The organism is Microbacterium sp. 2MCAF23, assembly GCF_052115565.1.
Lineage (GTDB): Bacteria > Actinomycetota > Actinomycetes > Actinomycetales > Microbacteriaceae > Microbacterium.
Window position 1 is genome coordinate 226,663 of the sequence record NZ_JBFRGY010000006.1, and the last position, 12,559, is coordinate 239,221.

Sequence of the window (12,559 nt, forward strand, 5' to 3'; positions counted from 1 at the left end):
CCCCCCCCCCCCCCGGCGCCGTCACGATCGATGTGACCTCGCAGCGGCCGGCGTGACGCCGGGCCAAGAGCCCGCCTTCCCGTGAGGGCGGTCACATGAGGATCATGTCGCCGTCGGCCGCCCGGTACTCCTCGACGGAAGGGGGGACAGGGATGCTCTCGCTCCCGGTCCGGAAGCCGCGCACGGACAGGAGCATGGGATCGGGGCCTGTCGCCTCGATCTCGACCGCGCTCAGGGTGTGCCCGGGGAAGGCGTGCAATCGGCCGGCGCCGATGGTCTGACCCGAGCAGACCTCCACTCCGGACGCCAGGATGCGATGCGCGGCGACGCGCTGACCGTTCTCGAGCTCCTCGACGAGCTCGAGGTGATCGATGTGGACGTCGGAGCCGAAGTCGGCCCTCCAGCGACCGGGGGAGAGAGGCGTGAGCGCGGCGGGCAGCGGCGTTCCGAAGCGGCGTTCCCGCTCTTGCGAATACTCCCGCAGCCGAACCAGGTCCGTATCGTCGATGAGTCCGTCACGATTCGGGGGGACGTTCAGCAGCAGGTTGGCGCCCAGCCCGACCGAGCGGTAGTAGATCGCCAGGAGGTGCTCCACGCTCTTCGGGGCGTCGTCGGGATGCCAGAACCAGCCGTGGCGCAGCGAGACGTCGCATTCCGGGGGCAGATAGCGCTCGCCGAAGTCGAGCACTTCGTCGGTGTGCACATCGTTGCGCGTGACGTCGACCACGTACTCGACGGGATCAGCGGCGAGGCCGTCCTCATTGCCGACCCAGCGGATGTCGGGATCGCCCATGTTGAAGATCACGGCCTCGGGCTGGTGGGTGCGCACGACCTCGACGATCCGCTCCCAGTCGTAGCTCCGGCCGGCCGACCCCGCGCCGTCGAACCAGACCTCGACGAGGTCGCCGTACCGGGTGCACAGTTCGGTGAGCTGAGCGCAATAGAAGTCGTCGTACGCCGCAGGATCCGAGTAACGCGGCTCGTGACGGTCCCACGGCGAGAGGTAAAGTCCGAGGCCCATCCCGGCTTCGGCGCAGGCATCGGCGAGTTCCCGGACCACGTCGCCCTTGCCGTTCCGCCACGGGCTGGAAGCCACGGAGTAGGCGGTGGTCGATGTGGGCCACAGGCAGAAGCCGTCGTGATGCTTGGCCGTCAGCACGACGTACGTCGCACCCGCCAGCTGCGCGGCGGCCACCCACTGCCGTGCATCGAGGAGCCGCGGGTCGAAACTCGCGGCCGGCAGTGTTCCGTCGCCCCATTCGACGCCGGCGAACGTGTTCAGGCCGAAATGCAGGAAGACCCCGATACCGCCGCGCTGCCAGCGCAACTGTGCGGGGGTCGGGTGGTGCGCAGCAGTATCTGCGGAGATCGACATCGTGCTCCAGAACGTGTGCCTGCGGGCAGCGGGCGCGCGTGCGAGCGCCCTCTCACAGCCGCGGGCGGATGGTGGTGGGACAGGTGGCGGGACGGATGGGATCCTGTCGTTCCCATCCGTCCCATGGATTACTTCGAAGTGCCCTGCGAGACGGATCCCTGCAGCTGACGCTGGAAGAAGATGTAGATGAGCAGCACCGGGATGATCGTGATCATCACTGCCGCGAACATCGCACCGAAGTCGAGCGAGTAGCCCGCCGACGAGGCGAAAGCGGCCATGCCCTGGCTCAGCACGTAGTTGTCCTGGTTCGGGTTCAGGGCGATCGGCAGCAGGAACTGGTTCCACAGGCCGAGGAAGTTCATGATCGCGATCGCGGCGAGGCCCGGCTTGGCCATCGGCAGCATCACCTGGAAGAACGTGCGCCATTCACTGGCGCCGTCCATGTAGGCCGCCTCCTGGATCTCGTACGGCAGCGACTTGAAGAACGAGTACAGGAAGAAGACCGTGAACGGCAAGGCATATGCCACGTAGGTGAGGATGAGGCCCGGCAGCGTTCCCAGGAGACCGATCTTCTGCAGGATGCCGAACAGCGGCACGATGGCGAGGAACACGGGGAAGGTGAGCCCCGCCAGCATCAGGTAGTAGATGACCCTGCTGCCGGGAACGGAGAACCGTGCCAGCACGTAGGCGCACATCGCGCCCAGCAGCATCACCAGGAACAGCGAGAACCCGACCACGATGATCGTGTTCAGGAACATGCGACCGAAGTTGTTGCCGACCCATGCCGTGACGTAGTTGTCGAAGTTCCAGTTCGCCGGGAGCCCGAAGGGCGACTTGAAGATCTCCTTCGTGGTCTTGAACGAGCCGATGATCGTCCACACCAGGGGGAGGATCACGATGATCGCCCAGATGACCAGCATGACGTGCGAGACCCCGCCGACCACCTTGTCGCTCGCGGTGGACTTCGTCTTGTGCTCGACCTGCCGGGCGCCCGGATCGATCGTGATCGCTGCGCGGGTCTCGACGCTCATGAGCGTCCTCCTTCATCCTTGCCGCCCGTGAGGCGGAACACACCCATCACGAGACCGGCGAACACCAGGGTGAGAACGGCGAGCACCACGCCCATGGCGCTGGCCAGACCGAACTGCCCCTTCTCGAAGGCGGTGCGGAACAGGTACTGGCTCATCACCAGGGTGCTGTTGCCCGGGCCGCCGGTCGAGTTCAGGCCTGCCATGTAGACGAAGGCGTCGAGCGCCGCGATCCCCAGATAGATGTATGCGGTCTGCACGTTGTCGCGGATCTGCGGAAGCATGATCGAGGTCACCGTGCGGAATCGACCGGCGCCGTCGATGCGGGCCGCTTCCAGCGTCTCCGCCGGGATCCCCTTGATGGCGGCGATGAACAGCACCATGTAGAAGCCGACCATGCCCCAGACCATTACGAAGATCGACGCGGGCATCGCCGTGCGCTGATCGCCGAGCCAGGCGAACTGGTTGTTGTCGATGCCGAAGAGGCCCAGGATGCCGTTGAGCAGGCCGCTCGGCGCGTAGATCATGTTCCACAGGATCGCGATGACGATCGCCGGGATCACGTAGGGGAAGAACGACACCACCCTGTAGAAGCTCGAGGCCTTGAGACCGCGTACCTGACCATGGCTGGGTCCGCCGACGGTGATCAGGCTCGCGAAGACCAGGGCGATGATGATCGTGATCAGCGGAACGACGATCGCCAGCAGGATGTTGTTCCCCATCGCCTGCATGAAGGCGCCGTCCTGGAACAGCCTCACGAAGTTGTCCAGGCCGACGAAGCCCATCTGCGGGGAGAAGCCGGTCCAGTTCGTCAGCGAGAAGTAGACCGCCTGGATGAACGGCCAGATCACGAAGATCAGGAAGATCGCGACCGGAAGCACCAGGAAGACCGCAAGGAACGACGCATAGTCCAACGTCATCTTGCGCGGGAGCCCCGCTCGGGGCGGCTTGCGCCGCCCCGAACGTGCTGTAACCACAGCGGCGGTCTGCAGTGCAGACGCGCCGCTGACTGTTGAATTGCTCATTTGATCTCGATCTTCTTCACCGAGCTGTCGTTGCGGACCTTGTCGACCAGCGCCTGCAGCTGCTTGGTGATCTCATCGACCGTCATCTTGCCGTCGAGGAACGAGTTCCAGATCGGCAGCTGGTCCGAGTTCATGCCGTACAGGTTCGTCGACTTGATGGTGAACACGTTGTCGCCGGCCGCGTCCAGCATCTTGATCTGCGATGCGAGCGCGGTCGAGCCGAAGGCGTCGTCCGGCACCGTGCCCTTCACGATGGTCGGCGCGAACTTCTGCTGCGAGGTCCAGGTCGCCGCATCCTTCGACAGCATGGTGCGCAGCAGCTCCTTGCCACCGGCCGCGTTCTTCGCCTTGGTCGGGACGATGAACGGCTCGCCGGCCTCGGCGCGCATGGTGCCCTTCGGCGTCGTCTGCTTGTCGTCCAGCGGGAGCTCCGGGATACCCATCATCTTGAAGCCGTCCGCGGTCTGCTTCTTCATCTCGTTCTCGATCCACGAGCCCGAGGGGTAGAGCAGAGCGGCCTCATCCAGGCTCCACTGCGACTGCGCCTGGGTGAACTGCGTGCCCGACCCGCCCGGCTTCATGTAGCCGGCCTGGATCAGGTCGTACAGGATCGTCAGGATCGCCTGCAGGGTCGGGTGCGACCAGCAGTTCTCCTTCAGGTTCTCCAGGGGCAGGCGCACGTCGTCGCCCGACTGGATGACGGCGGAGTCGATGACGAGCGTCTGGTAGTACGTCGCCGCCTCCTTGCCCCAGACGAACAGGTACTTGCCCTTGGCCTTGGCCGCCGCGCCGAGGTCCTTGAGGTCCTGCCAGCTGGTCGGGACCTTGTAACCGTCCTTCTCGAACAGGCTCGCCGAGTACCACAGGCCGAACACGGTCATGAAATAGTTGATCGCGACGAACTTGCCGTCGAACGTGCCAGGATCCTTGACGCCGCCGTAGAGCGTGTCGCTGATCTTGGTGCCCTCGAGGTTGTTCGACTCGAGCACGTCGGACAGGTCCTCGAGCTGGTCGAGGATCGTGTTCCAGCCGATCGAGTTCGCGCCCGAGTTGTCGATCAGGTCCGGCGGGTTGCCGCCGACGAACCGCGGCTGCAGCTCCTGCGCGATCTTGGTGGAGGGGGAGATCTTGGCGGTCGCGCCGTCGAGCTTCTTGTTCCCGCCCATGATCTTCGCCGCGTTCTCGACGTAGTCCACGCCGTAGCCGCCGTCGAAGATCACCGCGTCGACCTTGGAGTTCGCTGCGACGCCGAACGGGTTGTCGGCGGACTTCGTGCCGCCACCGGCGTTGCCGCCGCCGGAGCCGCTCGGACCAGCGCAGGACGCCAGGCTGACGCCCAGCGGCACCATGACCGCTGCGAGAGCAGCCCCGCGCAGCAGCGAGCGACGGCTGATGGAAGCATCTCTGGTTTCCATGTGATTCTTGCCTTCCTAGTGGGTGGTGAGGGTGAGGGAGAGGATGAGTCTGTGGGCGCCCTCAGGCGCCGCGGCGGAGCCGCTCGAGGTAGCGCGCTTCGAGCGCGGAATTGTGCTCGTCACCGCCGGGGATGTTCGCGGAGATGTACATCGGCGCAACTTCGCCGGCTTCGGTGAGCGCGCGGGCGACGCCCAGGGTGAGCAGCTGAGCGATGAACGCGGCGGTGATCGACGAGATCGCGCCGGCTGAGATGGTCTCGGTGACGTGCAGGGTCGAATCGCCGTAGGGGGCGAGGTTGTCGATCACGACATCGGCGATCTCGCTGAGACGCTTGCCGCTCGGGTGCTTGGGCTCGACCCGGGCGGTGTGCTCGAGGCTGGTCACGGCGATGACCTTGTGACCGTGCTCCTTGGCCCACAGTGCGACGCCGACGATGGATCCGTTCACGCCGGAGTTCGAGGCGATCACGAAGACGTCGTTCTCAGCCACGGGGGAGACCGCCATGAGCTCGTCGACCACCCAGGGCTCGCGCTCGAGGGAGCCGGTCAGCACGTCGGCGGTGCGTTCGCCGTGCAGCACGATGTCGCGCAGCGCGATGCGGTTGGTCGGGATGAGTCCGCCCGCGCGCCCCGCGATCTCCATCGCGAACGCCTCGGAGTGCCCGGTGCCGAACGCCTGGATGACTCCGCCGTCGCGCAATGCGGTGACGAGCAGGTCGATGGCCGGATCCAGCGCGCCGCGCTCCGCATCGGCGGCGAGGCGCTCGAGGCGCGTCTCGGCTTCGCGGAGCAGATCCAGGGGAGAGGCGCTCATCGGGTGGACTCCTTCGTGCGGGGGGTTCGGCGGGCTTCGTGCGGAGCGGAGGAACGTCGGTGCGCGGAGACGGCCATCGCGCTGGCCGCGAGACGTGTCGCGGCCTCGCCGAGTGTGCGCTGCGCGACGAGGACGTAGAGCAGATCGACCACGAGAAGCTGCGCGTGCTTAATGGAGAGGTCATCGGGGCGCTGGGCCGGGTTCTCCGAGGCGGTGATCAGGGCCACGTCGGCGCTGGCGGCGAGCCAGGAGTCGGCATCGGTCGTGATCGCGACAGTGAGGGCTCCGGCGGCGCGCGCATGCGAGAGCATCTCGATGGTCTCTTCGGTTCTGCCGGTGTTGGAGATCCCGACCGCGACGGAGGATCCGTCCTGCAGCACCGCGCTGGTGAGGCCGTCGTGCACATCGGACCAGGAATGCGCGTTCACGCCGATCCGATAGAGCCGGCCGCGGAACTCGTCGGCGATGACGCCGCTGCCGCCGACGCCGTAGATGTCGACGTGCCGCGCCTCGGCGATGGCACGCGCGACGAGCTGGACATCGTCGAGATCCAGCAGGCGCGTCGTGACCTCCATGCTGCGCGTGTGCAGTCCGAGCAGCGTGAGCAGCACCCGGTCGGCCGGGTCGTCCTGCCCGATGTCGTCCGCGATGTCGGTGCGCCACGTGGTGCCGGCATCGCCTCGTCCCGACTCGGCCGCGACGCCGACGCGGAACTGCGTGTACCCCTCGAAGCCGATCGCGCGGCAGAAGCGGGTGACGGTGGCGGCCGAGGTGCCGGCCTGGTCGGCGAGTTCGGTGATGGTCAGCTCGACCGGGGCTGTGGGGTGGGCGGCGATCACGGCCGCGATCTTCGCCATGGCCTTGGGCATCGCAGGACGCCGCAGCGAGATGCGCTGCGTGATCGACAACTCGTTGCCGACATCCTGCATGAGTGGCACCATAGCCTCCGGTGAAAACGCGTCGTGCTACGACGGGGTTCGGGTGAAAAACATTCTCATCAGGTCCCGGGTGAAAAATCAAGTAGGGCAGATAACAAATTGGGGTGCAAGATGCTCGTGATCGGTGTGGATGCAGGAGGCACCTCCACGAGAGCGGTGCTCGCGACCGGCGAAGGACGCGTCGTCGGCTTCGGTCGCGGCGGCAGCGGGAATCCCACTTCATCGGGTATTCCTGCGGCCCTTGCCGAGGTCCGCGGCGCGATCGCCGGCGCCCTGGCCGCAGGCGGTGCCAGCCTGTCCGAGGTGTCCGAGATCGTCGTCGCCATGGCCGGTCATGATGCGCGCGGCGGTGCATCCGACTGGATCCTCGAGCCGTTGAAGGAAAACGGGTTCGCGGGCGCGCTGTGGTTCGAATCGGATCTGCTGGCCATGTACGCGAGTGGCGCCGTCGCGCCGGTCGGGTACGGCGTGGTGTGCGGAACGGGTGCGAGCGCCGTGCGCGTGGAGGGCGGGCGCATCGTTGCGACGGCGGACGGGCTGGGCTGGCTGCTGGGCGACCGGGGCAGCGGCTTCTGGATCGGGCGTGCGGGGGCCGCCGCCGCCGTGGCGGAGCTGGACGGACTCGGCCCCGCGACCGTCCTCACCCCGCGGGTGCTCCAGGCGGCGGGCATCGCCGGAGAGGGCGCTCTGAGCCGGGGGAGCGATGGGCGACCGGTCGGCCTGGAGCAGCTGATCCGCGTGCTGTATGCGCAGCGGCCCGTGCAGCTTGCGGCCTTCGCTCCGCTCGTGTTCGATGCGGCCGAGGAGCAGGATCCGGTTGCGGAGCGGATCCTGCAGGAGGCGGGCGAGCAGCTGGCGCAGACGATCGAGCTCGTGCAGGCAGCACCGGGGCCGGTCGTGGTCGGCGGCAGCATCGTGTCGAGGCCGGGCGCGCCGCAGCGGGTGCTGCGCGCGCATGTGACCGCAGCCTTCGGCGACCAGCCGTTCGTGCTGGTCGACAGCGGCGCCGCGGGTGCGACGATGCTCGCCCTCCGCCACGCGGGACTCCGGGTGGATGAGAAGACGCTGGCGCGCGTGCGCGCGGGGATCGGCGAGGCGATGCGGGCTCGGGTTCCGCTGGCGGATCCCGCCCCGCACACGACGATTCCGCAAGGGGACACGCCCTAGAATCGATACCCTATGAATCCCGAAGCTCTCGCCACAGCGATCCTGTCCGTCCTCGCGCCGATCGCGGACGAGCGACGAGGTGGCGAGCCCCTTCCGCTCACCGCGGGCGACATCGTGCTGGAGCGCCCGCGCAACCGCGAGCACGGCGACTGGGCCACCAACATCGCGATGCGCCTCGCGAAGAAGCTCGGCACGAATCCGCGCGAGCTCGCGCAGCAGATCGCCGACGGACTTGGCGCCGTGGACGGCATCGCCGAGGCCTCGGTCGCGGGGCCGGGATTCCTCAACGTGCGCCTCGAGGCAGGCGCCGCCGGCGCCCTCGCCAAGGTGATCGTGGATGCGGGCGAGGCTTACGGCCGTAACGACTCGCAGGCGGGCCGGTCGATCAACGTCGAGTTCGTGTCCGCGAACCCGACCGGGCCGCTGCACATCGGGCACACCCGCTGGGCCGCTCTCGGCGACGCGATCGCGCGTCTGCTCGACGCCAGCGGGGCCACCGTGGCGCGCGAGTTCTACATCAACGACGCGGGTGCGCAGATGGAACGGTTCGCCGGATCCATCGTGGCCGCAGCGCAGGGCGAGCCGACCCCCGAGGGCGGTTACGCGGGCAGCTACATCACCGACATCGCGCAGCGCGTTCTCACCGATCGCCCCGATTTCCTCGCCCTCGACCCCGAGGTGCAGCTCGACGTCGCCCGCGAGCTCGGCTACCGGTACCAGCTCGCCGAGCAGCAGGAATCACTGGCCAAGTTCAATGTCGTCTTCGATGTCTGGTTCTCCGAGCGGATCCTGCATGCGAAGCGCGAGGACGGCGGCCCGAGCCTTGTCGACGAGGCCGTGGACCGCTTGCGCGCGCAGGGGCACGTGTTCGATCAGGACGATGCGGTGTGGGTGCGCACCACCGACTTCGGCGACGACAAGGACCGCGTGATCCGCCGCTCCAACGGCGAGTACACGTATTTCGCCGCCGACGCCGCGTACTACCTGAACAAGGGCGACCGCGGCTTCGAGCACAAGATCTACCTGCTCGGCGCCGACCACCACGGCTATGTGCACCGCCTCAAGGCGCTCGCCGGCGCCGCCGGCGACGACCCGGAGAAGGATGTCGAGGTGCTCATCGGGCAGCTGGTCTCGGTGGGCGGCGCCCGGCTCAGCAAGCGGGCTGGCAACATCATCGAGATGGACGACCTGCGCGAATGGCTCGGCACGGACGCGCTGCGGTATTCGCTCGAGCGCTCGCCGGCCGACTCCCCGCTCTCGCTGGACCCGGAGCTGCTGCAGAAGCGCACGAATGACAACCCGGTGTTCTACGTCCAGTACGCGCACGCGCGCACGCACAACGTCGCCCGCAACGCGGCTGACTCCGGCGTGGACCGGTCGGCGTTCGCGCCCGAGCTGCTGACGCACGAGACCGAGTCGGCGCTGCTGGGCGCGCTGCAGGAGTTCCCGCGGATCGTGGCCTTCGCCGCCGAGGTGCGCGAGCCGCACCGCGTCGCCCGCTACTTGGAGGAGCTCGCGGGGCTGTACCACCGCTGGTACGACAACTGCCGCGTGATCCCGCAGGGCGACGACCCGATCGAAGACGTGCACCGCACCCGCCTGTGGCTGAACGACGCCACGGGCCAGGTGCTGCGCAACGGGCTCGACCTGCTCGGGGTGTCCGCGCCGGAGCGGATGTGACGTGAGCGGCGCGGAGGAGGGTACGCACCCGACGGAACCGTATCCGCGGGGCCTCGGTCTCGAGCATCCCGTCGCCGTGCCGCCGCCCTCGGCTGCGGGACCGCTGCCACGCGACGCCGCATCGGGTGCAACCGCGCCGCCTCGGCCCCCGCTGCCGTCAGCCCCTGTGGCGGTGCCGCCGCCGCGTCGGCGTGCGCGCTGGCCCTGGGTGCTGGGGATCGTCGTCATCCTGCTCGCGGTGCTCGTCGTGGGCGGCGAGTTCGTGGCGCGCGCCGTCGTCGCGCAGCAGATCCGCTCGCAGGCGATCGCCGCGCTGAAGCTCCCCGCGGATCAGCAGATGGACGTCGCCGTGGGCGGCATCGTGCTCCCGCAGCTCGTCGCAGGGCGCCTGGACGATGTCCGCATCTCCTCGAAGAGCGTCGCGATCGGACCCATCACGAGCGCCGTGCAGGTCGACGCGACGGGCGTGCCGATCCGCGGCGGCGCGCTCGGCAGCGCGAGGGGCACGTTCCGGATCACGGCCGATCAGCTCGAGAAGGCCATCACGGCGGCTGCCGGATCCACGCCGATCGAGTCCGTGACGCTGGACGGCGAGGATGTCACGGCGACCGGATCCGTGAAGCTCTTCGGAGCGACGGTGCCACTCGCCCTCGCGCTCACGCCGGGGGCTGCGGGCGGCGAGCTCACCTTCACACCGACGTCGGCGACGATCGGTGCGATCACCGTCGACCCCGACACCGTCGCGTCGTCCCCGTTCGGTGCGGCGCTGAAGCCGTTGTTCACCACGCAGAAGCTCTGCATCGCGGACAGGCTGCCGGCGGGCGTGCACTTGAGCGGGCTGCACGTGGATGCCGGCGCGCTGGTGGCGACGTTCTCCGCGGACAGCGCGATCACGACGGATCCGACACTGCTCGAGAACGGCACCTGCCCCGCTTCATAGCCGTCGGTCTCAGCGGCGGTGCGACGCGGAGGAGCGTGCTCCCCGCGGTCGGCGCAGAAGGCGCCGGTACCAGGGGAGCGCCGGTGAAGGGGACGGCTCGGCCTCGGCGCGTGCCGCGTCACGCTCGGCCAGCGCCTCCGGCTGCTCCGTGCCCAGCGCGGTGCGCGCCGCGTCCCGCTCGGTCTGCGCCGCAACCAGCAACCGCTCGGCCCGGTCAAGGCGCAGTTCCGTCAGCGAACGCGGATGCCCCGTGACGCGATCCTCCTCGTCCTCGACCCCCGTGATGATCCAAGCGCTCGCGAGCAGCACGACCTGCGCCGAGAAGTTCAGCCACAGCAGCAGGGCGATGAGGGCGGCGAACGAGGCCAGCAACGGGTTCGCCCGCGCGCCGCCGACGAAGAGGCTGGAGAGCTGCTGCAGCACGAGGAGCCCGACGGCGCCCAGGGCGGCACCGGACCACAGCACCTTCGCGGGCGATCGAACTCCGGAGAGGACCGCGAACAGCCCCGCGATGACGACGACGTCGAGGGCATAGACGATCAGGGCGGCGAGGATCCGCTCGATCCAGGTCGCGAGATCCGATCGTTCCGCGCCCAGCAACGAGGCGAGAGAGCTCACCCCGACGCTGCTGACCACGGTGACCGTCGCCGTCACTGCGAAGGCGATCGCGATCCCGGCCGCGAGTCCCAGATTGCGCAGGATCACGCCGTACCAGAGCACCTCGTCGGCGAGCCTCCCTGCGAGAGTGCGCAGAGCCACCCGCAGGGATCCGATCGCGCCGAGCGCGGCGCCGATGAGGCCCGCGAGCGAGACGACGCCGGCGATGGTCAGGCCGGCGGGGGCCCGGATGTCGGCCGGGTCGACGATGCCGCCGTGACCGACCAGGCCGGGGACGACCGCGTCCACCGCGGAGACCAGAGCGGCGAGAGCCTCGGGATTCCCGGCGAGCCAGAGCCCGGCGGCGGAGAAGCCCAGGAGCACCGCCGCGAACACGCTGAACAGGGCGCGGTAGGTGATGCCGTCCGCGAGGGCGGGTCCGTGCTTCTCCGCGTACAGCAGCCACGCGCGGGCGATCCGCCAGCGCAGCACGCGGGCCATTAGGGCATCGATCGTGCGGGGAAGCCACGGCTTGTTCGCCGCGGCCGGCTTCGGCGTCGGTGCGTGCTCGGAGGCGCTGTGGGTGCCCATGGTTCGAGCGTAGCGAGAGGCGGACACCGACGCGGATGCCCTTGACGAGGGGTCACGGGGCATGCGAGTCGCCGTGCTGGAGGAAGGGTGGCGAAGCTAGCATCGTTCGGATGATCCCGTCGCCGACCCGCAGATCTGGCGCCGTGCAACTACTCGCGCGACGCGGAATCTAGATTCTTCAAGTCGTGATCTGTTCGTGACCTTTTCCGATCCTGATCTGGGTCTTTTCCGGCCCAAAATGTCGGTGGCCCCGGGTTGAATGGGGGTATGACGAGCTCGACCGGCACGGTTCTGGATCCTGGGGTGGACCCGGTGGATCCGGCCGCCGTGCTGGCCGCGTTGGTGGATGGATTGGCGACGACCGAGGCGACGATCATCCGCCTGCAGGCGTTGAAGGAAGCGCACCTCGCGGTCGCGCAGCGGCTCGCTGAAGACCTCGCCGCGGCGGACGGTGCGTCCGGGGTGCGGGGCGAGTCAGCGGAACTCGCGTCACGGTCGGTCGCGGCGGAGTTGGCGGCGGTGCTGCATATGTCGGATCGGGTGGTGCAGGGGCGGATGGTGCGGGCCGCGGAGCTGATGACGAGGTTCCCGGCGACGATGCAGGCGTTCACGAACGCGCGGATCAACGCCGCCCACGTTCGCCTCATCCAAGATGCCGGAGCCCGCCTCGACAGCGATGAGGTGCGGGCCGAGTTCGAACAGGCGGCGGTCGCCGCGTGCGAGGGTGAGACCCCGCACCGGGCGAAGCGAGTGGTCGAGCGCGTCGCGGAGCGGTTGGCGCCGCGGTCGTTGACGGAACGGCACCGGGAGGCGCAGGAGAAGCGCACCGTGTGGCGGGAGGAACTCCCCGACGGGCAGAAGATGCTCGGACTGATCCATGCGGCCGCCGTGATCGATGGGATCTACGACCGGCTCACCCAGCAGGCCCGGATGGTGCAGGTCGCGAACACGGCAGCCGTGAAAGACGCCACTGCGGGACGGACACCGGA

The 12,559-nt window shown here is 68.5% G+C and carries 11 protein-coding genes; 4 read left to right on the forward strand and 7 right to left on the reverse strand.

Going from position 1 to position 12,559, the window contains the following annotated elements; all coding sequences use genetic code 11:
- Nucleotides 1-91 precede the first annotated feature (91 nt).
- The 6 genes from AB4078_RS08685 to AB4078_RS08710 form a co-directional block, all read right to left on the reverse strand.
- A complete protein-coding gene (locus AB4078_RS08685; protein ID WP_441976774.1) occupies nucleotides 92-1,375 on the reverse strand; it encodes an alpha-L-fucosidase in 1,284 nt (427 codons plus the stop codon).
- Nucleotides 1,376-1,503: 128 nt separating this feature from the next.
- On the reverse strand, nucleotides 1,504-2,295 hold the full coding sequence (locus tag AB4078_RS08690) for a carbohydrate ABC transporter permease (protein WP_440732446.1): 792 nt from the start codon (nucleotides 2,293-2,295) through the stop codon (nucleotides 1,504-1,506).
- A 107-nt stretch (nucleotides 2,296-2,402) separates the two neighbouring features.
- On the reverse strand, nucleotides 2,403-3,323 hold the full coding sequence (locus AB4078_RS08695) for a carbohydrate ABC transporter permease (protein ID WP_441976775.1): 921 nt from the start codon (nucleotides 3,321-3,323) through the stop codon (nucleotides 2,403-2,405).
- A gap of 101 nt (nucleotides 3,324-3,424) precedes the next feature.
- Nucleotides 3,425-4,843, reverse strand: a complete 1,419-nt coding sequence (ngcE, locus tag AB4078_RS08700; RefSeq protein ID WP_441976776.1) for an N-acetylglucosamine/diacetylchitobiose ABC transporter substrate-binding protein — start codon at nucleotides 4,841-4,843, stop codon at nucleotides 3,425-3,427.
- Nucleotides 4,844-4,904: 61 nt separating this feature from the next.
- Nucleotides 4,905-5,657 (reverse strand): sugar isomerase domain-containing protein, encoded by a 753-nt coding sequence (locus AB4078_RS08705; protein WP_441976777.1) that lies wholly within the window; start codon nucleotides 5,655-5,657, stop codon nucleotides 4,905-4,907.
- On the reverse strand, nucleotides 5,654-6,586 hold the full coding sequence (locus tag AB4078_RS08710) for a MurR/RpiR family transcriptional regulator (RefSeq protein WP_440732224.1): 933 nt from the start codon (nucleotides 6,584-6,586) through the stop codon (nucleotides 5,654-5,656). Before AB4078_RS08710 ends, AB4078_RS08705 begins: the two co-directional genes overlap by 4 nt.
- Before the next feature lie 120 nt (nucleotides 6,587-6,706).
- On the opposite strand from AB4078_RS08710, the gene AB4078_RS08715 reads away from it, so the two are divergent.
- From AB4078_RS08715 to AB4078_RS08725, 3 genes are read left to right on the forward strand one after another with little or no spacing between them, the layout of a single operon-like run.
- The gene (locus tag AB4078_RS08715) at nucleotides 6,707-7,762 is read left to right on the forward strand and encodes an N-acetylglucosamine kinase (protein WP_441976778.1); all 1,056 of its coding nucleotides are present in this window, start codon (nucleotides 6,707-6,709) and stop codon (nucleotides 7,760-7,762) included.
- A gap of 12 nt (nucleotides 7,763-7,774) precedes the next feature.
- Nucleotides 7,775-9,442 carry an arginine--tRNA ligase gene (gene argS / locus AB4078_RS08720; RefSeq protein ID WP_441976779.1) on the forward strand — a complete coding sequence of 556 codons (1,668 nt, stop codon included), beginning with the start codon at nucleotides 7,775-7,777 and terminating at the stop codon, nucleotides 9,440-9,442.
- Nucleotide 9,443: 1 nt separating this feature from the next.
- Nucleotides 9,444-10,382, forward strand: coding sequence for an LmeA family phospholipid-binding protein (locus AB4078_RS08725; protein ID WP_441976780.1), 939 nt, complete (start codon nucleotides 9,444-9,446; stop codon nucleotides 10,380-10,382).
- Nucleotides 10,383-10,391: 9 nt separating this feature from the next.
- Here AB4078_RS08725 and AB4078_RS08730 read toward each other — a convergent pair whose 3' ends face one another.
- Complete coding sequence (locus AB4078_RS08730; RefSeq protein WP_441976781.1) at nucleotides 10,392-11,570, reverse strand: YhjD/YihY/BrkB family envelope integrity protein; 1,179 nt, start codon at nucleotides 11,568-11,570, stop codon at nucleotides 10,392-10,394.
- A gap of 267 nt (nucleotides 11,571-11,837) precedes the next feature.
- Between AB4078_RS08730 and AB4078_RS08735 the strand changes: the two genes are divergently transcribed.
- Nucleotides 11,838-12,559, forward strand: a 722-nt coding sequence (locus tag AB4078_RS08735) for a DUF222 domain-containing protein (RefSeq protein WP_441976782.1), incomplete at its 3' end; no start/stop codon positions are given.

Excerpts from the sequence above, each read along its gene's own strand:
- argS (WP_441976779.1), top strand. The coding sequence starts at position 7,775 with ATGAATCCCGAAGCTCTCGCCACAGCGATCCTGTCCGTCCTCGCGCCG.
- AB4078_RS08710 (WP_440732224.1), bottom strand. The coding sequence starts at position 6,586 with ATGCAGGATGTCGGCAACGAGTTGTCGATCACGCAGCGCATCTCGCTG.
- AB4078_RS08690 (WP_440732446.1), bottom strand. The coding sequence starts at position 2,295 with ATGCTGGTCATCTGGGCGATCATCGTGATCCTCCCCCTGGTGTGGACG.
- AB4078_RS08705 (WP_441976777.1), bottom strand. The coding sequence starts at position 5,657 with ATGAGCGCCTCTCCCCTGGATCTGCTCCGCGAAGCCGAGACGCGCCTC.
- AB4078_RS08730 (WP_441976781.1), bottom strand. The coding sequence starts at position 11,570 with ATGGGCACCCACAGCGCCTCCGAGCACGCACCGACGCCGAAGCCGGCC.
- AB4078_RS08685 (WP_441976774.1), bottom strand. The coding sequence starts at position 1,375 with ATGTCGATCTCCGCAGATACTGCTGCGCACCACCCGACCCCCGCACAG.
- AB4078_RS08695 (WP_441976775.1), bottom strand. The coding sequence starts at position 3,323 with ATGACGTTGGACTATGCGTCGTTCCTTGCGGTCTTCCTGGTGCTTCCG.
- ngcE (WP_441976776.1), bottom strand. The coding sequence starts at position 4,843 with ATGGAAACCAGAGATGCTTCCATCAGCCGTCGCTCGCTGCTGCGCGGG.
- AB4078_RS08715 (WP_441976778.1), top strand. The coding sequence starts at position 6,707 with ATGCTCGTGATCGGTGTGGATGCAGGAGGCACCTCCACGAGAGCGGTG.